General features: G+C 60.5%; 14 protein-coding genes. 3 read left to right on the top strand and 11 right to left on the bottom strand.

Annotated elements, in window-relative coordinates:
- Positions 1-16 precede the first annotated feature (16 nt).
- The 11 genes from ACQRBV_RS04095 to yaaA all read right to left on the bottom strand — a co-directional run bounded on the left by ACQRBV_RS04095 (position 17) and on the right by yaaA (position 15,802).
- Positions 17-1,198, bottom strand: a complete 1,182-nt coding sequence (locus tag ACQRBV_RS04095) for an alginate O-acetyltransferase (RefSeq protein ID WP_161548237.1) — start codon at positions 1,196-1,198, stop codon at positions 17-19.
- An 11-nt stretch (positions 1,199-1,209) separates the two neighbouring features.
- Positions 1,210-2,742, bottom strand: a complete 1,533-nt coding sequence (locus ACQRBV_RS04090; RefSeq protein ID WP_411985743.1) for an MBOAT family O-acyltransferase — start codon at positions 2,740-2,742, stop codon at positions 1,210-1,212.
- A 199-nt stretch (positions 2,743-2,941) separates the two neighbouring features.
- Entirely contained in the window at positions 2,942-4,051 is a 1,110-nt protein-coding gene (locus ACQRBV_RS04085) for a mannuronate-specific alginate lyase (protein WP_411985742.1), read from the bottom strand.
- An 8-nt stretch (positions 4,052-4,059) separates the two neighbouring features.
- Positions 4,060-5,508 (bottom strand): alginate O-acetyltransferase, encoded by a 1,449-nt coding sequence (locus ACQRBV_RS04080; protein WP_060753932.1) that lies wholly within the window; start codon positions 5,506-5,508, stop codon positions 4,060-4,062.
- Between the two features lie 11 nt (positions 5,509-5,519).
- A complete protein-coding gene (algG, locus tag ACQRBV_RS04075) occupies positions 5,520-7,088 on the bottom strand; it encodes a mannuronan 5-epimerase AlgG (RefSeq protein WP_411985741.1) in 1,569 nt (522 codons plus the stop codon).
- Positions 7,088-8,575: an alginate export family protein gene (locus ACQRBV_RS04070; protein ID WP_161548235.1), complete on the bottom strand. Its 1,488-nt coding sequence runs from the start codon at positions 8,573-8,575 to the stop codon at positions 7,088-7,090. The genes algG and ACQRBV_RS04070 overlap by 1 nt, the downstream gene beginning before the upstream one ends.
- Positions 8,572-10,116 carry an alginate biosynthesis TPR repeat lipoprotein AlgK gene (gene algK, locus ACQRBV_RS04065; protein ID WP_411985740.1) on the bottom strand — a complete coding sequence of 515 codons (1,545 nt, stop codon included), beginning with the start codon at positions 10,114-10,116 and terminating at the stop codon, positions 8,572-8,574. Before algK ends, ACQRBV_RS04070 begins: the two co-directional genes overlap by 4 nt.
- Positions 10,117-10,124: 8 nt before the next feature.
- Complete coding sequence (locus ACQRBV_RS04060) at positions 10,125-11,291, bottom strand: PilZ domain-containing protein (RefSeq protein WP_411985739.1); 1,167 nt, start codon at positions 11,289-11,291, stop codon at positions 10,125-10,127.
- A 37-nt stretch (positions 11,292-11,328) separates the two neighbouring features.
- On the bottom strand, positions 11,329-12,810 hold the full coding sequence (alg8, locus tag ACQRBV_RS04055) for a mannuronan synthase (protein WP_161548234.1): 1,482 nt from the start codon (positions 12,808-12,810) through the stop codon (positions 11,329-11,331).
- 79 nt (positions 12,811-12,889) lie between these two features.
- Positions 12,890-14,206, bottom strand: coding sequence for a nucleotide sugar dehydrogenase (locus ACQRBV_RS04050; RefSeq protein WP_060753869.1), 1,317 nt, complete (start codon positions 14,204-14,206; stop codon positions 12,890-12,892).
- Positions 14,207-15,022: 816 nt separating this feature from the next.
- The gene (gene yaaA, locus ACQRBV_RS04045) at positions 15,023-15,802 is read right to left on the bottom strand and encodes a peroxide stress protein YaaA (protein WP_411985738.1); all 780 of its coding nucleotides are present in this window, start codon (positions 15,800-15,802) and stop codon (positions 15,023-15,025) included.
- Positions 15,803-15,934: 132 nt separating this feature from the next.
- On the opposite strand from yaaA, the gene ACQRBV_RS04040 reads away from it, so the two are divergent.
- From ACQRBV_RS04040 to ACQRBV_RS04030, 3 genes are all read left to right on the top strand, one after another.
- On the top strand, positions 15,935-17,059 hold the full coding sequence (locus tag ACQRBV_RS04040; RefSeq protein WP_161548232.1) for a polysaccharide deacetylase family protein: 1,125 nt from the start codon (positions 15,935-15,937) through the stop codon (positions 17,057-17,059).
- Between the two features lie 348 nt (positions 17,060-17,407).
- Complete coding sequence (locus ACQRBV_RS04035) at positions 17,408-18,802, top strand: PhoH family protein (RefSeq protein WP_060753866.1); 1,395 nt, start codon at positions 17,408-17,410, stop codon at positions 18,800-18,802.
- Positions 18,803-19,114: 312 nt separating this feature from the next.
- A complete protein-coding gene (locus ACQRBV_RS04030; protein ID WP_411985737.1) occupies positions 19,115-22,834 on the top strand; it encodes an autotransporter domain-containing protein in 3,720 nt (1,239 codons plus the stop codon).
- The last annotated feature ends 55 nt before the right edge of the window (positions 22,835-22,889 follow it).

Below are 22,889 nucleotides of genomic sequence, written 5' to 3'. Positions count from 1 at the left end.
GTGAGTTACCTCTCTTTCAGTTTTGCGCCCGGTCGGGCATCTCGGATTTCTGGGTTTTAACGGTGTTGAGTGCCATGTTTTGTTGGCGCGAACCGGCTTGTTTAAGCTGCGCAACCCACTGCGGGTCGGCATCGCCGATTTCGTTGTTGACGGGCAGATATCGTTCGGGGAACTCCCAGATCAGCACTTGCGGCGGGCTGTTCTTGAAGTCATCGCTTTTCAGGTAGCTGAGCATCGGCAGGATCGGGCCGTGGCCGTCTTCGGCGTAGCTGATTACGTCGCTGTGCAAGGCTTGCTTGAGCGCGCCGACGAAGTTCCAGTTGGGGTTGGCGCTGTAGCTGGTGCCGACCAGGGCCACTGGGGTTTCGCTGTCGCTGAATAACGCATCGTCACCTTTGTTTTCAGCCAGATGAGTGACACGTTTTTGCAGTGGCTCTTTGGGCGGCATCAGGTTTTCGAACAACGGGTCCAGCGGCAGGAACAGACGCAGGTCGCCTTTATGCGGCTCGGTCCTTTCGGCTTCGGTGACGAAGCGCTGGGGTTCGCCGCTGAGCGGGGTCTTGTCGGCAATCACCTTGGCCAGCTGTTTGGCCGCGACTTCGGCGCCGTCCGGTGTCCAGTGGGTGTCGGTACGCAGGAACACTTGCTTGCCGCCGAGCTTGGCCTGTTGCAGCGGGCCCAGCAGGTCGGGGGCGATGATCTTGTCGGCGGCCACGTGGGCGTGGAAGTCCTGGTACAGATTGGCGTGGATGCTCGCAGGTTTCACCTCACCCAGGTGTTCCGGGTACAGGCGCACCTTGGCCGGCACGATCGCCATCACCAGTTGAATACCCTGGGCCTTGAGCTTCTGGCGCACGCCTTCGACCAGTGCGTAATTGTCTTGCAGGTTCTGGTCTTCGTTGGCGCTGGGGTTGAACTCCTCGTCGCTGTACAACCAGTGATCGCGACCGAGCACTACGCCCTTGCGACCTTCGTTGAACAGCTTGTAGTCCAGCGCGGCCCAGAGGTTGGTGCCCAGGCGCTTGATCGGGAACTCGTCGTCGTAGTGGGTCTCGACGGCCTTGGTCCAGCGACCGTTGAGTACAGTCGCGTCGGCATTGGTGCTGAAGCCGAAGAAACTGCGCAGCGACCAGGCGCCAAGGGCCAGCAGCAACGCCAGGAACAGGCTGATGTAGAGGATGCGCAATGAGCGGGTCATGGTCGGCTCCCTCAGAATTGGAAGTAAAGGAACGGCGAGAAACTCTGCGCCGACAGTTTGAGAATCGACGCCACGAACAGCAGCAGCACCGCCGCGCGCATGGCGTAGCGTGGCCAGTCAGCCGTCCAGTAGGCCGGTTGCACCGCGGCATCCCGGCCGACGGTGAAGCCGGGCTGGTGGATGCTGCCTGGGTTGTCGCCCGGCACCGCCTTGATCAGGCTCGGGTCGGCCGGGCGGGTTTTCTCGGCGGGGCGGTTGGCGTAGAAGTCGCGCAGGCCGAAGAACGCCAGCGTGGCGTACGCCACCACCAGGGTTGCCACTTGCAGGCCGGTGAGGCTGGCGCGGTTAAGTTCCGACAGCGACCACTCGTTGAAGCTGAACATCGCGCCGTACATACGCCCGGCGACGTGCAGGTTTTCAGCGCGGAAGATCACCCAGCCCATCACCACCAGGAGGAAGGTAAAGGCCCAACGGATGACGTTGAAACTGCGGGGTGCGGTGTTGAGGCCGATGGCTTTTTCAATCGCCAGCCACATGCCGTGCCATGCGCCCCACACGATGTAGGTGATGTTCGCACCGTGCCACAGGCCGCCGAGCAGCATGGTCAGGAACAGGTTGCGGTAGGTGGTCAGCGTACCTTTGCGGTTACCGCCCAGGGTGATGTACAGGTAATCGCGCAACCAGGTGGACAGGCTGATGTGCCAACGTCGCCAGAACTCGGTGATCGATTGGCTGATGTACGGCTGCTTGAAGTTTTCCATGAAGCGAAAACCCATCATCAAGCCCAGGCCGATAGCCATGTCGCTGTAGCCGGAAAAGTCGAAGTACAGCTGCGCGGTATAGGCCAGCGCGCCGAGCCAGGCGTCGCCGGTGGTGGGGTTTTGCAGGGCGAAGCAATGATCGGCCACCACCGCCAAGGTGTCGGCAATGAACACCTTCTTGATAAAACCCTGCATGAACCGGGTGCAGCCCTCGGAGAATTTATCGAGGGTGTGGGTGCGGTTGTTGAACTGGTCGGCCAGGTCGCGAAAACGCAGGACCGGGCCGGCGATCAGGTGCGGGAAGATCGCCACGAACGCGGCAAAGTCGATGAGGTTACGCGTGGCTGGGGTGTCGCCGCGGTACACGTCGATGATGTAGCTGATGGACTCGAAGATGTAGAACGAGATACCGATCGGCAACAGCACGTGGGTGAGGATGAACGGCTCCAGGCCCATCGACTTCATCATCACATTGATGCTGTCGACGCCGAAGTTGGCGTACTTGAAGTAGCCGAGGATGCACAGGTCGACGGCCACGCCGAGCAACAGCCAACGCTGTGCCGGCCGGGTGCGTATACCGGCGGCGCCGACCTTGAGGCCGATCCAGTAGTTCCACAGGGTGACGGCGGCGAACAGCGCCAGGAAGTCCACTCGCCACCAGGCGTAGAACACGTAGCTGGCAATCAGCAGCAGCAGGTTGCGATAGCGTTGCCCGCTCAAGTAGTACAAGCCGAGAAAGATCGGCAAGAACAGAAACAGGAACACATTGGACGAGAAAACCATCCCGATCTCTCCATGTTTAACCAACAGTCAAGGGCAAGAGCCCCCCCAAACCCCCCCACGATTTCGAGGGGAGGTTGTGATCTTTGTGATCGTCCCCACGCTCTGCGTGGGAACGCCTCACTGGACGCTCTGCGTCCGCTTTTGGGACGCGGAGCGTCCCTGGCTGCGTTCCCACGCGGAGCGTGGGAACGATCAGCCGCTAACTGCCTTTGTTGCCTTTTTCATGCGTCGGGTCGTAGACCTTGGTCAGGTCGCCGCCCAGGCGGAAAGTCTTGAAGGGCTGCATCCCGTGCTTGCGCTCGAGTACGTCCGGGGCGCAGGTGTAGAGGGTGCAGAAGGGTTCGAGCCAGGCGAATTTCATGTCCTGCTTCAAGTCCTTCATGTCCTGCTCTTTGCCGTTCTTCTGTTCGAAGATCTCCGGGTCTTTCACGCCGGCCAGCACTTTGTCGCCCAGGCGCTTGAGCGCGCTGTTGTTTTCCTGGCGCAAGTCCACGCCATTGACCAAGGCAAAACTGGCGATCATCGACAGCGGCGGCAGGGCGTAGTTGTGGTACGACAGGGCCCGCTGCTGACGCTTCAATTCGTTGGGCAAAAAGCCCTGGTCGTCGACCTGGTTCACGCCGACCTTGTATTCCTTCACCGCCCAATCAAACAGGTCGCGGCGGTTGGTGGCGATGGACGTGGCCATCACCGACCAGGCGGCCCAGTAGGAGTGGTTGTTGGTTTTTTCCAGCGGCAGGTTGTCCCAGTCGCTGACGACTTGATCGGCCAGCTTGTTGAACCACGCCTCGATCAGTTGCGATTCCTGCTGATGGTTGGCCAGCGGGTGAGAGTCGGAGAACTTCAGGCGCACATAGGCCGAGGCCATGCTGCCCAATGCCCATTTGCGCATGGATTTGCCGGTGTGGTTGAAGTCCTTGGACATCAACGCATCGGCCTTGGCCCACGACACCAGCCAGTTCAACGTGCACTCGAGCTGTTCCGGGCGGCCGTCGCGCATGAACTGCATCACGCGCTTGCTGGTGTCTTTTTCCAACTTGGTGATATCGGCGGTGCTGTCGCGAAAGGCCTGTTCGGACTTCAGGTTCAGCGTGGCGCGAGCCTTGTCCGAGCCTTCGTACTTGCTGCGAAATTGCAGCGGCCCGGTGTAGGGCGTCGGCATGGTGTCGCAGTTTTCCTTGAAGTCGCCGGTCTTGAACGCTTCAATCGGTGCGAAATAGCCCTGGGGCGGACGTAGCGGGGCGGCGGCGTTGACCGAACCGGCGAAGATCGCCAGGCCGAGCAACGAGGGAATCCAAAGTTTTTGCATAAGTCACCTCACTTCCCGAGTTGGGCGGTCTGCTGACCACCGCTTGGGAATACGTTGCGTGTGCAAATTTTCGCTTCGACCTTTTGCGCGGCAGCTCCCGCTTCCGGCCCCTGCACTTCCACGGCCAGCAAGTTCTGCGAGGCCCAGTCTTCATCGGTGCGCAGTTCAAAGGCGAAACGCCCGTCTGTATCGGATGTTTCGGGTTTCTCGATCTTGATGTCCTCGTGGCGCCCGTTCATGTACCAGAGGGTGGCGTGCAAGGTTTTCACTGACGGATCGGCGAAGCGGATATCCACCTGATGGCTGCTGTTACGCAGGTCCTTGTTCGCGCTGTTGACCAGCAGTTCGTTCTTGCCGGGTTTGAGCGTGGTGCTGGTGCTCATCTGCGCGGTCTTGCCTTCACAGCCGTTGTCGAGCAGCGCCATCATCTGGCGGTAGATGGTTTCCTGGTCCAGGCGATACAGCGGCGAGAATTCCCAGATCAGGATCTTCGGTGGGCTCTTCTGGAATTCATCGCTGCCCAGGTACTGGATCATCGAGCCTTCCAGGCCGCCGCCGGGGAAGGCGACGTTGAGGATATCGGCACCGATTTCCTGTTCCAGGAAGCCGGCGAAGTTGTAGTTCTTGCCACTGTGGCTGGTGCCCACCAGGGTGATCTGCGGGTTGCCCGAGTCACCGAACAAATCGCCGTCGCCCGCTTCGCCCTTGGGCTCGGTGGTGAACTGGTCCATGTACTGGATCGCATAGCTGGTGCCGCACAGTTGCCCGGCCATGTTGTGCAGGGTGCCGGTCTTGCCCATGCGTCCGGAGCGTTTGGTTTCGAATTCACGCTTGGGAATATCCGCGAACTCAGGCATCGCACGCACTTTGGCGGCGACTATTTTCGCGGTGCGCTGGGCGCCGTACGGGGTCCAGTGCTGGTCGCCGCGGAAGTAGAAGTCGTGGGCCGGCAATTCATCCGGCAGTTGCTCATTGGTCAACGGCGACAGGTCCGGCACTACAAAGCCCATCTTGGCGAAACGGCCGAGCATGCTCTTGTAGTTGCCCAACGCCTTGTCGAAATCGAACTTGGCTTTTTCTTCGGGGTTGAGCTTGTTGCGGTTTACCAGGCCACGGGTCGGCTGGTAGACCAATACCAGCTCCACGCCCTTGGCCTTGAACGCATCGTGCAGCTGTTGCATGCGCTTGTAACCGGCCGGGGTGGTGTCGAATTCGGTGCGCAAATCTTCCTGGGTACGGAACAGCCAATCGCCCTGGGCTTGCACCAGGGTGGTGAAGTTCTGCTGGTAGCGCGTGGTGTAGTTCTTCGCGTCATGCGCGGCCGGGCACAGGCTGCAGCAGGGTTCGGCGGTGAAGGTCGGGGCCTTCAGTTCGTCGGCGCGTACGCCCTGGCTGGCCGCGAGCAGGCCGAGGGTCAGACCCGAAAGGCTCAGCAGTTTGATCATGTGTGGGTGCATAAGGGTCATCCTCAATCCTGCATTTCGGTCTGGCGTTCGACAGGGTCGATCAGCACGGCTTTCTGCTGGCGTACCAGCAGGTCGAGAATTTCTTCCTGGCGATCGCCCAGCACGCCGTTGAAGCTGATGCCGCTGGACTTGGTCGGTGCCAGCATCGACACGCGATACAGCTCGACGCTCAGCGGCGAGTCGATGGACAGCGGCCCGCTGGCGTTGCCTGCCAGTTCACCGCCGACCACGATCAGCGAGACCTTGGCGTCGAACGGGTCGAGGGCGATGTCACGGTCGGTGTCGGTCAGATCCTTGATGTGGCCGTACACGCCGGTCAGGCCGTTGGCCATGGCCGTGTTCTCGTAGAGCTTGATGTTCACGCTGTTGCGCACGCGAATGCCGTGACGACGGTTGCTGATCACCTTGTTGCCCCACAACAGGTTGTCGCCGCTCTCATAGAGGGTGATGCCGTCGGTGTGGTTGCGGTAGATCTCGTTGTCGACGATCAGGTTGTTCACGCTGTTACGGTCGATCACCAGGCCCGAGAGCTTGTTGTCGTAGCTGCGGTTGTTGAAGATGAAGCTGTCATTGACCTCACGGGAGATGATGATGCCGTGCTTCTTCTTCGTGCCGTGCACGGTGTTGTCGGCGATGATCAGGCCATGGGAGCGGTCGTGGGGGTCGATGCCGTAGACGATGTTGTCCTTGTAGGTATTGCCCTTGATGACAAAACCGGTGGTTTCATAGCAGTAGAAGCCGTACCACATGTCCGAGAACTCGGAATCGATGATCCAGCCGGTCGGTTCCGGGCGCTTGAGCACCTTGGCCATGTTCGGGGTGTACTGGGAAATACTCACCCCGTACGACTTGCTGTTGGCGTAGCCGAAACTGGCCATCTTGCTGTTGGCCACGTAGGTCTCGGTACCGCCCCAGGCCAGCAGGAACGGACGGAACTCCTTGGGTGACTGGAACAGCGCCGGGCCGTTGGTCTTTTCATTCCAACCGGTGATCTTGGTATCACGCACGAACAGCTGCCCGTCGTTGATCAGGAACGCACCGGCTTGTTGGGACAGGCGCAGCTCCTGGGTTTTGCGGTCGATTTCGAGGATGCCTTTACGCCCGACCACGATCGGCAGCTTGGCCAGGAACACACCCGGCGAGGTCTCGCTGAAGTACTGCTTGGGCACTTTGCCAAGCAAGTCCTTGAGGTTCATGTAGCCGTCATCGACGAAGATCGCCTGGGGAATGCCGTGCTGGCGCACCACCCATTCGGCCATCTTGTTGTCACCGCCGATGAAATCCTTCAGCGCGTCTTCCTGCATCATGCGACGGATGCTGATCTTGCCGGGCTTGCTGCGTACGACTTTCTTTTCCAGCGCCGCAGCGGTGTAGCCGCTCAGGTCCGGCAAGGCGGGCTTGGCCATTTCCAGCGGTGCGGTCGGCGGGCTGGAAATGGTGTAGGTCTTTGCCTGTTGCAGCCCTTTGGCGATGGTCGGCGCCTTGGTCGCCGAATCGGCAAACGCCGGGGCGCTGGCCAGCAGCATTGCGGCGACGAGTAGGCTTTGAGCATTCATTGCGCAGGCTCCCATCAGAATCGCCAGATCACGTCGACAAAGGCGCGGTGCATGTACGAGTCGACTTGGCTGCCATAGGCGTCGCCCGGTTTGAACACGCCTGCACGAAAGCGCACCAGGGCCGATGGTTCATCGATCGACTGGCTCAACGCGGCCGGCAGCAGGCCCTTCTTGAAGTACTTGGTGACCACCAGGTCCATCTCCTGGCCCAGGTCTTTCTTGCCGTCTTCAAGGGGCAGGGAAGTGCTGGACAAGATTGCGCCGGTCACGTCATCGGTGTTGTTCTGCACGGCGTCGATACCGTTGCTGCCCACCGGCTTGTTGCCGTCGACACGCCAGAACTTGTGGTAGACCAGGCTGGCGTCATAGTCCTCGCGCAATTGCCAGGAACCGAACAGGCTCATGGACTGCATGTTGTTCATCTCACCCCGGAACGCCTCGCCGAATCGGTGCACGCGGGACTGGGTGCCGGTCCAGTTCGAACGGTTGCTCTGCAGGCCGTTCTGCTCGTATTCGGCGCTGGCGCGCGAATAAGCTGCACCGACTTGCCACTGCGGGTCGAGGCGCAGGCGCACACCGATATCGGTGGCCCAGCCGTTCACGTCATCACTGCGCTTGGCGTTGCCCGGGCGGGTGCCGTCGGCATTCAACGCGTTGACTGTGTCGCGGTTGCCCTGCATGCCGGTGATGCTGGCCCAGTAGTTGACGGTGTTGGTGTTACGCCAGTTATAGGCGTCGCTGTTGGCTTCGAGGCCGAGCCAGGTCAGGTCGCCGTTTTCACGCTTGTCCAGTGGGTCGGTAGCCACGCCGGGTTCGGCGTAGTCGAGCTTGCCATCGTCATGGGTGTGGTGCCCGCGTATGCCGATCCACTGGCCCGGTGTCCACTGGTAGGACGCATCGGCGTAGAAGTGCTGGCGGTCCTTGTCCTTGGGCGACAGTTCCTTGAGGTCGGTGCGGTATTCGCTGAAGCGTTCGGCGGCGCCGACATTGGCCTTGAGCAAGGTGGTGTCGAAGGTCCAGTTCAGCGCCTCGATATTGGTATCGCGCCATTGGCCGTCGTCGTTGCGCAGGCGTTGGCGACCCAGCTTGAGGATCTCGCCAGGGTAGGGCGTGAAGCCGCTGTAGCCGACCCAGAACTCGCGCAGGGCCAGGTAGTTTTTCTTGGTCTTGCGGTCGTTGTTGCTTGACTGCTCGGTGGCGTCATCGGAGGACTGTTGCAGGGTGTCGGTCTCGATGATGTCGCTCGATGTCACGGCCTGGCCCATCGCATAGGCGCTCCACGCGCCGCTTTCACCATAGACCCACGGGCGCAGGTCGAGGCCGATGCCGTTGACGTCACCGCCGGGCTTGGTGCCCAGGTCGCGGTCGTCTTCGGACTGGCCGGTGATTTTCACTTCCAGGCCGAAGTTCTTGGCTTCGGTCAGCGCCGCCAGGGTCGGGCATGACCAGAGCAGGGCGAAGGTCAGGCCAATGCCGGCCTTGACGAATGGATTGAGCTTCATAGGGATTCCTCGCCGTCTTCTTCTTGCAGGGCGTGCAGTTGCAGCGTGCTCTGGGCCAGGGTGCCGCGGGTGGCCAGTTCTTGTTGCACCAGGCGTTGGCCTTCGGCGCGTTGCGCAGGCGTCAGCGGGGCTTCGAGCTGGGTGGCCAACTCGTTGGCCTCCGGCGTGTCCTGGGCCTTGGCCAATTGGCTGAAGACATAGGCGTTCAATGGGTCGGGCTTGGTGCCCTTGCCTTGGGAGAACAACTGGGCAATGGCGAAGTCGGCGCTGTTCTGGCCGTTGCGTGCAGCCGTCAGCAAGTGGTCCAGGGCTTTTTGCGAGTAGACCTTGCCCAGGTAGCCACGACGGTAGATCTGGCCGAGGTAGTAATCGGCGGCGACTTCCTTGCCCACGGCTTTTTCGAAGTGGGCTTCGGCGGCCTTGGCGTCGGCCGGTACCCACTTGCCTTCGTAGTAGAGCTTGCCCAGCAACAATTCGGCACGCGGCTGATCGGCAGCGCGGCCATTGTCCAGGTACTTCATCATCTGGTCGACGTCACCCAGTTCAGGGAAGTCGTAGAGCAACTGCGCCAGGCTGACCCAGGACGCAGGGTAGCCGGGGGCGATCTTCTCCAGCAGCGCCTGGGCGGTTTTTTCGTCCGGCTGGCCGAGGCTGGCGTCGCCGAGCACACGGGCGACGCTGTCGACGCGTTGTGCGGTGACGGTGCCACGGCTGTAGCCGGCTTCCATCTGTTTGAGCAGCTCGGCTTGTTTCTCCGGCTCGGCCTTTTTCTGATAGACCGTGGCCAGCTCGACGTAGCAGATATCGGTGGTGTTCAGTGCGGCCTTGCAGATGCGTTCCACATCATCCAGGTGCTGGTCGTAGGTGTCCTGGGTGCGATACAGCAGCACTTGGGCCAGGCCGGCTTCGGGGTAACCGGCAGCCTGCCATTGGCTGATCTGCTGCTGGGCATTCACGTTCGGGAAACTGTGCGGGTACTGCAGGTACAGCATCGCCAGCGGGATCAGGGTGTTGCCTTCGCCATGGGCAAAGGCTTTTTTCAGCAGCCCTTCGGCTTCATGCTGTTCGGCTTCGGTGCTGCCGGGCTTGGCCACCAGCAGGCGACCGAGACGGGCCTGGGCGCGGGGCGAGGTGTCCGCCGCCGCACGGTAGGTGGCTTCGGCCTGTTTGATTTGCGCCGGATCGCGTGTGCCGACCTGGATATCGGCCAAGCCTACCTGGGCCTCGCTGTAGCCCAGGTCTGCCAGTTGCTGGTAATTCTGCTGGGCGGTGACGGTGTCGCCACGTTTCAAGGCTTCGTTGGCCAGGCGCTGGTCGGGCAGGCCGGCGCAACCGGCCAGGCTCACCGCAACAGCCAGCAAGGCCAGCGAACCCAGGTGGGAGGGGGCTTGCTGTGGCGAGCAAGCTTGCTTGCGCTGGGGTGCGAAGCGCCCCCAAAAATTCGACGACTGCTGCGCAGTCGAGCGGGAGCAAGCTCCCTCGCCACGGCAAGCCCGGTCCCACAGGGATCGTGTTGTTTTTGATATTGGGTTCACAGGCATGTCCTCGCTTACAGACCGTGAGCCATGGCTTTATCGATCAGCCAGTTCAAGGAGGGGCCGCGGTCGCTGGTCACTTCCACCGGGCGACCGGCGTAGGTGCTGTCCAGTGGGGCGTCTGGCTTGATCTGTACGCGGATGTCGGAAGACAGGTCGGCGCTGTTCAGGCTGGTGCTGCTGACGATGGTGCCGGTACGCACCTGTTCTTCGTCGGCCACCTGGAAGCTCACCGCAGTGCCTGGGCGAACTTCGGCGAACTGGCGATAGGTGAAGCGTGCCTCCACGTTGGCCTGGCTGCCGCGTGGCACCAGATGGAAGATCACGTCACCTTTGCTCGCGTACTGGCCGTCGGCAACCAGTTGCTGGGCGACCACGCAATCGCACGGCGAAGTGAGGGTGCCGGTCATTTGCTTGCCGAACAGTTCTTCAACCTTGGCCGGCTGCAGTTGGTCTTCGTCCAGGTGGCCCTTGAGGACATCGAGCATGCTGGTGCTGAACGTCGCCAGTGGCGCGCCTTTGGCGGCGACCGCGTCACCTTTGAGCAAGCTCTGCACGGTGCCGTCGCGGGGCATGGTCACGTTCATGCCGGGCACGCTGACCAGGCCGGCCTGGGCGTGGCTGACGAAATACATGCCGTACACCGATTTGAAGATAAAACCGAACGCCGCAAGGCCGACCAGGAAGATCCCCGCGCTGAACGTCACTGCACGCAGACGCCCGAACGCGGTCATGCCGCTGCCGCTGTCCTTGACCTTGCGTGCCTTGGTGAAGTTGTCGCGTTGCAGGGTGGCGAGCACGTCGCCCATGGTCACGATGTCACCGGACAAGTGCGAGGTGATCAGGTGGCGCAGGGTGGAAATGTCTTGCGGCTCCAGGTTCTGGAACTGGCAACCGGCGCGGCCGCTCTGGCGGTCGTAGGAGCGGATCTGCAGCTCCACATCCATCGCCAGGCCGAGGTTGTCGATGACAAATTGCAGGCGGCCTTTGTGCACGGCGCCGACGGTCAGCGGCTGGGTGGAGGTGAACGCCAGGCCACCAGCGGACAGGTCGATCACTCGTGCTTCAGTCGGTGTGCGGTCAGTGTTGAAGAAGCGCAACTTGGCCGGAATCTTGACTCGGGCATGTTGGCGCTGGGCTTCGGATTCGTGGACAACATTGGCATTGACTGGGCTGTTCATACTGTTCGATTTCCTAGTTAATTCAGGCTTGGCAGGGTCAGACCATCATCAAAAGCACGGCGACAAAGATGCTGCCGGCAGAGAAGGTCATGGTCCGAGACGACCAGGTGTTGAACCAACGTTGAAAGCTGGCCAAATCGCGGGTCAGTTTGGTGTCCTGGCGGGTCCAGGACTGTTGATCAAGGCGGAAGAACACGTAGATCTTCACCAGCGCCCCCATGATCTGGTTGTAATAGAGAATCACCGGGTAGGCCGGGCCGATCTTGTGGCCGGAGCACGACAGCAGCAGCGTGAGAATCAGGCGAGTGATGCCGATCCACAGCAGGTACGCGAGGATGAACGCGCCGCCGTATTTGAAGGTGGCAATGAACGCTACGGTCAGGCCGAGCAGGGACGTCCACATCGACACGCGCTGGTCGAACAGCACGATGCTGGTAAACACGCCCAGGCGGCGTACACCAAGGCCCAGGGCGCGGGAGTTCTGGCGCAGGTTGTTGCCGTACCAGCGGAACATCAGTTTGCGGCTGGCCTTGATGAAACTCTTTTCCGGTGGGTGCTCGACCGTGTTGATCGCGGCATCCGGCACGTAGAAGGTGTCGTAGCCCAGGCGCATCAGGCTGAACCAGCTGGACTTGTCATCACCGGTCAAAAACTTGAAACGGCCCAGGCGCCAGTGTTGCAGCGAGTCGCTTTCCACATCGGCGATGAAGTCCGGGTCGGTGACCACCGTGGCACGGAACACCGACATGCGCCCGGTCATGGTCAGTACGCGCTTGGACAGGGCCATGGAGCACATGTTGATGTGCCGCTGGGCGAACCGCAGCTTGTGCCATTCGCTCATGATGTAGCCGCCGCGTACTTCGCAGAACTCGTTGGTGGTCAGGCCGCCGACATTGTCGAACAGCTGGAACCACGGCACGGTCTTGCGTACCACGCCTTCTGCGAGCACGGTGTCGCCGTCGATCACGGCCACCACGGCGCGGTCATCCGGCATGTGTCGGGAGATGGCGCGGAAACCGAAGGCCAGGCCGTCGCGCTTGCCGGTGCCGGCGATGCGCACGAAGTCGAGCTTGACGTGGTCCGGAGGGTTCATGCGTTCCCACAGGCTTTTCACCAACAGCTCATCGGACATTTCCACCAGCGAGCAGACCACCGTAGTGGGGAAGCCGCATTCAATGGCTTCACGGATCACCGAGCTGTACACCTGGGCGGTGGTCAACGCGTCGATACGGAAGCTGGTGACCATCAGGAACACATGGGACGGGTCGGCGGCCTTGCCCAGCTTGCGCACTTTGCGGCGCAGGTGCGGGTAGACCACGTACAGGAACAGCATGCCGCGAAAGAAATGCGTCGCCCCCATCGAGTAGCGCCAGATACCGACGGCGCCAATCAGGAAAATAAAATTCTTCGACTGCGAGTCGAACGTGCTCGCCGGCAACAGCAGGGCGAGACCCATCAGCAGGCTGAGGAAGAACAACCAGCCGGCCGATTGGAGCAAAATGTGTCTTAACTTGGACATGAGCGTCATCCGAGGGTGGAGAAGGCTCCGGCTGCAAGCGCTGGGGAAGTACCCTTGCAGCCGGAACTTACCGTTGCCGTTACCAGCAAATGCCTTCGGTGCGGCCGCCGGCGCTGGTCGCCTTGGCCATGAAGCCCACCAGGTCGATCACTTGCTTGCCGTGCGGTGCTTCGTGCGCCAGGGCGCGGAACTTCTCGTCGCGGTTGCCCAGGATGATCACGTCGGAGTTGTTGATCACATCATCGAAGTCCGAGTTGAGCAGGGACGACACATGGGGGATCTTGCCTTCGATGTAATCCTTGTTGGCGCCGTGCACACGGGCGTACTCGACGTTGCTGTCGTAGATGCTCAGGTCGTAACCCTTGCCGATCAGCATTTCCGCCAGTTCCACCAATGGGCTTTCACGCAGGTCGTCGGTGCCGGCCTTGAAGCTCAGGCCCAGCAGCGCGACTTTGCGCTTGTCGTGGCTGGAAACGATGTCGAACGCGTTCTGGACCTGGGATTCGTTGCTGCGCATCAGCGAGTTGAGCAACGGCGCTTCCACGTCGAGGGAACCGGCGCGGTAGGTCAGGGCGCGTACATCCTTGGGCAGGCACGAACCGCCGAAGGCGAAGCCTGGGCGCATGTAGTACTGGGACAGGTTGAGGGTCTTGTCCTGGCACACCACTTCCATCACTTCACGGCCATCGACACCAACGGCCTTGGCGATGTTGCCGATCTCGTTGGCAAAGGTGACTTTGGTGGCGTGCCACACGTTGCAGGTGTACTTGATCATCTCGGCGACGGCGATGTCCTTGCGGATGATCGGTGCGTCGAGTTCTTCGTACAGCGACTGCAGCACGTCGCCGGACGCTGTGTCGAACTCGCCGATGACGGTCATCGGTGGCTGGTCGTAGTCGGCGATGGCGGTGGATTCACGCAGGAACTCCGGGTTGACCGCGACACCGAAGTCGACGCCGGCTTTTTTGCCGGAGCAGTCTTCGAGGATCGGGATCACCACGTTGGCCACGGTGCCCGGAAGCACGGTGCTGCGCACCACGATGGTGTGGCGGGTGGTCTTGTCACGCAGGACGAAGCCGATTTCGCGGCACACCGACTCGATGTAGTTGAGTTCCAGGTCGCCGTTCTTCTTGCTCGGCGTGCCGACGCAGATCATCGACAGGTCGGTGTCGCGGATGGCTTCGGCGAAGTTGGTGGTGCCGCGCAGGCGACCGTTTGCGATGCCCTGGCTCAACAGTTCGCCCAGACCCGGTTCAACGATTGGCGATTTGCCCGCGTTGATCAGGTCGATCTTTTCCTTGGAAATATCTACACCGACCACTTCGTGGCCACGGGCAGACAGGCAACCGGCACAGACTGCGCCAACGTAACCTAGACCAAATATGCTGATGCGCATCGCATTTACCTCTTTGTGTTAATCACGCCAATTAGATGGCCGGAGTTCATGTTTGCAAGCGTCACTGATTGCCGCGAAAGTTGGGCGAATAAACGCCGACTTGTCGCGTGCAGGCATGTTGAGTAGTGAGTGGCTAACGAGTGCACTCAAGTTGTGCTTAACTTGGCCTTGTTATTGGGGAGTGCTCTGAAATGTAGCCAGGCTTCCTGCTGGAAGGGGCTGGCGCCTTTGCCCGCTGGGCTCTGGCTTGCATATTTCAGGCAAACGCTGCCTTGGCCTATAGGGGATAGCAACTAATCCTTATCGCCGCCCTCAACTCAATCAGTTGATGATTCAACCCTGCTATATAAGTCGTGATGGCAACTTAGTTATTGCTGGGTTGTGATGTAAGTCATCTCCTACAGGAACAGAGAATTTTGTTACCGGTGGTATGAGCCGCGTGTTCAGGTGAAGTTCCGAGCCGCTCATCCTGTTTTCTGAAATTTCTTGAAATATTGGAAAAGATGGCACTAGTACTATATTGATAGCACTTGCTACTTCGGCCAGTAGTTGCAGGGAGTTGGTAAGCGGGGATAGTTTTGTGCCACTACCTTTTGAAAAAAGCGGTGCCACTACGAAAAAAAATGACGAATGTCGAGTGAAAGATTCGTTAGTAATGCGTCAATAGATTTTTTGACGCCAAATAAATGACGTTTTCAATTTGAAATACAGGCAAAAGTGGGAGGGGGCTTGCTCCCGATGGCAGAGTGTCAGTCACTCAATGGGTAACTGAACTATCGCTATCGGGAGCAAGCCCCCTCCCACATTTTGAGCGCCTTATTCCGGTGCGTGATCCCGCAGGAACACCAGATTGTCCGGCTTGGACAGCTGCGCATCGAAGCGATAACCCTGCACCTCGAACTGCTTGAGCTGCGCCGGGTCGTTGATGCGTTCTTCGATCACAAAGCGGCTCATCATGCCCCGGGCCTTCTTGGCGTAGAAGCTGATGATCTTGTACTGGCCGTTCTTCAGGTCCTTGAATTCGGTATTGATGATGCGTGCGTTCAGGGCTGTGCGCTTGACCGCCGAGAAGTATTCGTTGGACGCCAGGTTGAGCAACACATCGTCGCCTTGTTCGGCCAGGGCTTCATTGAGCCACTCGCTGATGCGTGTGCCCCAGAACGCGTAGAGGTCCTTGCCACGGGCGTTGGCCAGCTTTGTACCCATTTCCAGGCGGTACGGCATCATCAGGTCCAGAGGGCGCAGCAGGCCATACAGGCCCGAGAGCATGCGCAGGTGGTCCTGGGCGTAGCTGAAATCGGCATCGGTGAAGGTTTCGGCGTTCAGGCCGGTGTACACGTCACCCTTGAAGGCCAGCAGTGCCTGCTTGGCATTGGCCGGGGTGAAGGCGGGCGTCCAGCTGCCGAAGCGCGCCGCATTGAGGCCGCCGATCTTGTCGGAGACGTGCATCAACTCGCTGATTTGCGCCGGGCTCAGTTCGCGCAATTGTTCGATCAGTGCCTGGGAATGGTCCAGGTACTGCGGCTGGGTAAAGCGCTGGGTTACCGGCGGCGTCTCGAAGTCGAGAGTCTTGGCGGGGGAAATCACCATCAGCATGAAGTCGTCTCCTGAAATCGTGGCGTGTAGCGTGGCCGCGATTCTAGGGGGTGCAGCGTTTTGACTCCACCTATGATGGCGATAGTCGCGATCCGCTATGATGCCCGGTGACTGTGGAGAGGGAGACCCTGTGTGCGAATCGCGCTTTTAATCTCGGCTTGTCTGTTATGCCTCAATACCCAGGCTGCGCCGGTGGATGTGGCGAGCCTGGATCGTGGTACCTGGCCGGAAAAACTCAGCAGCCCGGCGCTATTCGATGTGGCCTCGCGTGCGGAAATCCTGATGTTCGCCCATAGCCTGTTGGCCAGTGAGGCCCAGGATGACGGCGCGCTCAAGCAGCGACTGGGGCTGAAGATCATCAACCTGGCGTCGATCTACGACCTGCGTCGCCAGCTGTGGCAGCGCCTGCTGGAGAACTACACCCTCGCCCAGCAGAGTTGCGAAGAGGACGCCTCGTTCTGCTACCTGGTGGAAAACATGGATGACCTGCGCGAGCAGGCCGGCAAGTTCGAAGTCAGTGAAAACTCCTTCTATATAGGCTGGGCCGGGCCGAGCCATCAATTCCATGAGCGTTACCTCGATGAACTGCTGCGCAAGGCAGCGCTGTTCCCGCAGATCAGTAGCGAAGTGGCGCGCTTTGGTGACCATGAGCGCAACGGTGATGAGCTCAATGATCGAATGTTCCTGCTGACCTTCGACGGCGGTCCGGCACCGCTCAACGGCAATACCGACTGGCTCACTGACTATTTGCGTAAACAGAAGATGAACGCCATTTTCTTCGCCCTCGGCGGCAGCCTGCAAACCCGGGTGGAGCGCAGTTCGGCCAGTGACGTGCAGGCGCTGTACCACGGCCAGTGCGTGGGCACCCAGGGTTGGCAATACCGTTCCCACAGCCACTGGGTGGACTGGCAAAGCTCCATCACCCGCGGTGCGTCGCTGACGCAAAACCTGATGCCGGAAAACTACGTGCCGCTGTTTCGCCCGCCTTACGGCCAGCGTCGCGCGGACAGCCAGGGGTTCTTCCAGGCGCAAGGTCTGCAGGTGGCGTTGTGGGATATCGATTCCCAGGACGAGCCGGGCCAGCTCAAGGCCGACGAATCGGCGCAACGGGTGCTGACGCTGATGTTGCTGTGGCGCAAAGGGGTGATTGTGTTTCATGACACCCAGGACAAGGCACGGGTGGCGTTGCCGCTGTTGTTGCAATCTACGGCGCAGAGTGGCCTGGGCTGGCAGGACTGCCGGGAAGCTTTTCGTTGAAAAAGACGAAACGCCCGGCCCGGTTGGGGCAGAGGCATTTTCGGGGTGATTTTGTGCGACAAATCGATGCAGGCGGACTTCCGACTTTAACGGGGTACCTGGCACTCGGCTAGTGTTATTCGTCATCCTGAAAAATAAACTTCAAAAAAGCGTCAAAGTGCTTTTTCCTGTCATGGGTTTTGCGGTATTACGAAGTCAGATCGCCGAAACCTGCAGCACAGGTGGCGTCTTACAAGACTCCTCAGGTGGGCACCGCGCTTGACGTCACTCAGGTGCGGTCGGTGGTCGAATCGAGGCGCAGCACCGCCCAGGTATTGCGTCGAATGGCTCCCACAAAGGTGACCGAGTATGGATGATCATGGACGTAACCCTTCTTCCGACCAGCCAATCCTTTACGTGCTTGATACCAACGTATTGATCCACGATCCAAACGCACTGCTTAACTTCGAAGAACACCACGTCGCCATCCCGATGATCGTGCTTGAGGAGCTCGACAAGCTCAAAAGCGGGCACCACAGCGTGGCCGCCGAGTGCCGCCAGGCGATTCGCCTGATCGACAAGACCCTGGGTGAAGCTTCACCCGAAGACGTTGAAGTCGGCGTGCCGATCCAGCGTGGCAAAGGCGGGCCCAAGGGCTTGCTGTCGATTCTGATGAGCAAGCGCAGCGAGCCCAACAGCCTGTTGCCGGAGAACCTGAACGACAACAAAATCATCAACCAGTTGATCGACTTGCACGCACGCGACAAGGAGCTGCGCGTGGTGCTGGTGACCAAAGACATCAACATGCGCCTCAAGGCACGAGCGTGTGGGATCGCTGCCGAGGACTACAGTACCGACCAACTGGTTGACGACGTATCGATGCTGTCGCGTGGTTATCACATGATGACCGGCTCGTTCTGGGACCGCGTCAGCAAAGTCGAAACCCGTCAGGATCATGGCCGCACCTGGCACCAGGTGCAGTTGATCGACAACCTGCCGGCCGTGCACATCAATGAGTTCATCGTCGACGAACAGGGCTTCGTGGGTTGGATCAAAGAGATCCAGGTCGACAAGCTGCTGATCCTCGACCTGCATCAGGAGCCCCTGTTGCACCAGGAAGCCTGGGGCCTGAAACCGCGCGATATCTACCAGAGCCTGGCGTTGTATGCGCTGCTCGACCCGGATATCCACCTGGTCAACCTGACGGGCGCCGCAGGTTCGGGCAAAACCATTCTCGCCCTGGCGGCCGCCATCGAGCAGACCATGGTGACCAAGCGCTATCGCCGCATCATCGCCACCCGCAGCGTGCAGGGCCTGGACCAGGAAATCGGTTTCCTGCCCGGCACCGAGGCGGAAAAAATGGAGCCGTGGCTGGGGGCGATCACCGATAACCTCGAAGCCTTGCACATGGATGACGAAAACACCCATGGCAGCGTCGATTACATCCTCAGCAAAGTGCCGTTGCAGTTCAAATCCCTCAACTACATTCGAGGTCGCAGCTTCCAGCAAAGCCTGATCCTGATCGATGAATGCCAGAACCTCACGCCGCACCAGATGAAAACCATCATCACGCGTGCCGGCGCCGGTTCCAAAGTGGTGTGCCTGGGTAACCTGGCACAGATCGACACCCCTTACCTGTCCGCGACCAGCTCCGGGCTGACCTACCTGACGGAACGTTTCAAAGACTTCCCCAACGGCGTGCACATCGCGCTGCAAGGGGTGCCTCGTTCGATCCTGGCCGAATACGCCGAGTCGCACCTGTAAACACACAGCTGTGAGAGTTGGTGGCTAAATGCCACAAACCACCCCGGATTTTTCACGAAGTCCGGGGTTTTTGTCGTGGGCGACATTTGTCTTCGTTAATGCGCCCAGGGTGCTTGTGGTCTTTGTAATTATTTTGTTACATTTTTTGCCGCTGCAAAAACAATAAGAACGCTGCGTGACCCCCGTCGGAAAACCACCTCATTCATTCGACGAACACTTGAAAACCCCATGGGTTTTCCGCGTGACCCTGCCTATTACAAAAAGCCCGATACATCGCTCATTGACGACGCACATCTCCAAAGGGAAAGGAAAATGGACGTAGCAGGTAATGGCTCCACTGTATTTTTTCGCAAGCGCCAATCGATACCCCTCACCCCCATCGCACTCGGCTTGGCCTTATGGCTCGGCCACGGCCCAACGGCCTGGGCGGATGACAGCAACCCTTACACCGCCCCGGTGCTCGAATCGGCCTTTCGCAAAGCGGTTGCCTCGTTTGGCCCGAATACCGACGTGTATAAAAACCTGCGGTTTGCCTACGCCGATATCGTCGATCTTGCCGCCAAGGACTTCGCCGGCCAGTCCGCCAAGTTCGATTCGGCCCTCAAGCAGAACTACGAGCTGCAACCAGAAAACCTGACCATCGGAGCCATGCTCGGTGACACCCGGCGGCCGCTGGACTACAGCTCACGCCTGGATTACTACCGCAGCCGGCTTTTCAGCAACAGCGGCCGCTACACCACCAACATTCTCGACTTCTCCAAGGCCATCATCGCCAACCTGCCCGCCGCCAAGCCCTACACCTATGTAGAACCGGGCGTCAGCAGCAACCTCAACGGGCAGCTCAACGCCGGCCAGTCCTGGGCCGCCGTCACCCGTGACTGGAATGCCAACGCGCAAACCTGGAAAACCCCGGAAGCCCAGGTCAACTCCGGCCTGGATCGCACCAACGCGTATTTCGCCTATGCCTTGGGCATGACCGGCAAGGGCGTGAATGTCGGCGTGCTCGACTCCGGCATTCTCACCGAACACTTCGAATTCCAGGGCAAGAACGCCCAGGGCCAGGACCGTGTGCAGGCGGTGACGTCCACGGGCGAGTACTACGCCACGCATCCGCGTTATTTCCATGACACCCCGGCGGGCGAGTTTCAAAAAGGCGAGCACTTCAGTATTTCCGGCGAGTACGACCCGACCATCAACGACGGGCACGGCACGGAAATGTCCGGTGTGCTGGGCGCCAGTCGCAACGGCACCGGCATGCACGGCATAGCCTTTGACGCGAACATTTTTGTCGCCAATACCGGCGGCACCGACGACAACCGTTTCCAGGGCTCCAACGATCTGGACTACAACGCGTTCATGGCCAGCTACAACGCCCTGGCCGCCAAGAATGTGTCGATCGTCAACCAGAGCTGGGGGCAGAACTCGCGCAATGACGTGGAAAACCATTTCGGCAATGTCGGCGACAGCGCGGCCGACAACCTGCGCGACATGACCGCCGCCTACCGCCCGTTCTGGGACAAGGCCCACGCCGGGCAGAAAACCTGGATGGATGCGATGGCCGATGCTGCCCGGCAAAACAGCTTTATCCAGATCATCTCGGCGGGCAACGACAGCCACGGCGCCAACCCGGACACCAACGCCAACCTGCCATTTTTCAAGCCGGATATCGAAAGCAAATTCCTCTCGATCACCGGTTACGACGAGACCAGTGCCCAGGTCTACAACCGTTGCGGCACCTCGAAATGGTGGTGCGTGATGGGTGTTTCCGGGATTCCGTCCACCGGGCCTGAAGGTGAAATCATCCCCAACGCCAACGGCACTTCCGCCGCTGCGCCCAGCGTCTCCGGGGCTCTGGCGCTGGTGCTCCAGCGCTTCCCCTACATGACCGCCAGCCAGGCCCGGGATGTGTTGCTCACCACCTCCAGCCTGCAAGCGCCGGATGGGCCGGACACCCCTGTGGGCACCCTGACCGGTGGTCGCACCTACGACAACCTGCAACCGGTGCACGATGCCGCGCCGGGCACGCCGCAAGTACCGGGCGTGGTCAGTGGCTGGGGCCTGCCCAATCTGCAAAAAGCCATGCAAGGGCCGGGGCAGTTCCTGGGTGCGGTGGCTGTGGCATTGCCCACGGCTACGCGTGACATCTGGGCTAACCCGATTTCCGATGAGGCGATTCGCGCACGTCGGGTAGAAGATGCCACCGAACAAGCGACCTGGGCCGCGACCAAACAGCAAAAAGGCTGGCTCGATGGCCTGCCTGCCAATGCTTCGGCGGATGATCAGTTCGCGTATGAGATCGGCAGCGCACGGGAGCAGGCGACCCTGGCTCGAGGCAAGGATTTGCTTACCGGCGCGACCTATGTCGGCAGCCTGGTCAAGTCCGGTGACGGCGAGCTGGTACTGGAAGGCCAGAACACTTACTCGGGCAGTACCTGGGTGCGTGGAGGCAAGCTGTCGGTGGACGGCTCGCTGACTTCCGCAGTGACGGTGGACGCCAGTGCCGTGGGCACGCGCAATGCGGATAACGGTGTGACGACCACCTTGGGTGGCACGCTGGCCGGCAACGGCACGGTGGGTGCCTTGACCCTCAACAGCGGTGGCCGCGTGGCGCCGGGGCATTCGATTGGCACGCTGCACACGGGTGACGTGACCTTCAATCCAGGCTCGGTGTACGCCGTTGAAGTAGGCCCCAATGGCCGCAGCGACCAGATCCAGAGCAGCGGCGTCGCGACCCTCAATGGCGGTGTGGTGACGGTGTCCCTGGAGAATAGCCCCAACCTGCTGTCCGCCAGCGAGGCGCGCAGCCTGCTGGGCCAGCCGTTCAACATCCTCAGCGCCAGCCAAGGTATCAACGGCCGGTTTGCGGCGATTACTCCCAACTATCCGTTTATTGGCACTGAGCTCAGCTACCAGCCGAACCAACTGAGCCTGACGGTGGCGCGTAACCAGGCGACGTTTGCCAGTGTCGCGCAAACCCGCAATGAGCGTGCGGTCGCGACAGCGGCCGAAGCGTTGGGCGCGGGCAGCCCGGTGTACGAAAGCCTGCTGGCCTCCGACTCGGCGCCGCAGGCGCGGGAGGCGTTCAAGCAGTTGTCCGGGCAATTGCACTCGGATGTGGCGGCGGCGCACATGGCCGACAGCCGTTACCTGCGTGAAGCGGTCAATGGCCGGCTGCAACAGGCCCAGTCGCTGGATTCCAGCGCGCAGATCCAGGCCGGCGATAACGGCGGTTGGGTACAGTTGCTGGGCGGTCGCAACAACATCAGCGGTGACAACAACGCCAGCGGTTATTCCTCATCCACCAGCGGGGTGTTGCTGGGCCTGGACACCGACGTCGGGGACGGCTGGCGCGTGGGGGCAGCTACCGGCTACACCCAGAGCCATCTCAATGGCGCATCGTCTTCGGCAGACAGCGACAACTATCACCTGTCGGTCTACGGTGGAAAACGTTTCGATGCGATAGCCCTGCGCCTGGGTGGCGCCAGCACCTGGCACCGTATCGACGCTTCGCGTCGTGTGGCCTATGCCAACCAGGCGGACTACGACAAAGCCGACTACAACGCGCGCACCGACCAGGTGTTCGGCGAGATCGGCTACACCCAATGGAGCCAGTTCGAGCCTTTCGCCAACCTGACCTACCTGAACTACCAGAGCGATTCGTTCAAGGAGAAAGGCGGCGCCGCAGCCTTGCACGCCAGCAAACAAAGCCAGGACGCCACGCTCTCCACACTGGGCCTGCGCGCGCATACCCAATTGCCGGTCAGCTCGACGTCGGCGGTGACCTTGCGCGGCGAGTTGGGTTGGGAGCATCAGTTTGGCGCTACCGATCGCGAAGCCTCGCTGAAATTCGCCGGCAGCGACACGGCCTTTGCAGTCAACAGCGTGCCCGTGGCCCGCGATGGCGCGGTCATCAAGGCCAGTGCTGAAATGGCCTTGACCCCTGACACGCTGGTGTCCTTGAGCTACAGCGGTTTGCTGTCCAACCGAGGTAACAACAACGGGATCAATGCCGGGTTTACCTTCCGCTTCTGACCCTTTGTAGTGAGCGGGCTTGCCCCGCGCGGCGGTGTGTCAGGTAAGTTTGAGC

Origin of the sequence: Pseudomonas sp. R11F (assembly GCF_050312575.1) — a bacterium.
Classification (GTDB): domain Bacteria; phylum Pseudomonadota; class Gammaproteobacteria; order Pseudomonadales; family Pseudomonadaceae; genus Aquipseudomonas; species Aquipseudomonas palleroniana.
The sequence above is the reverse complement of the archived record's forward strand: the minus strand, read 5'-3'. Positions and strand labels throughout refer to the sequence as shown.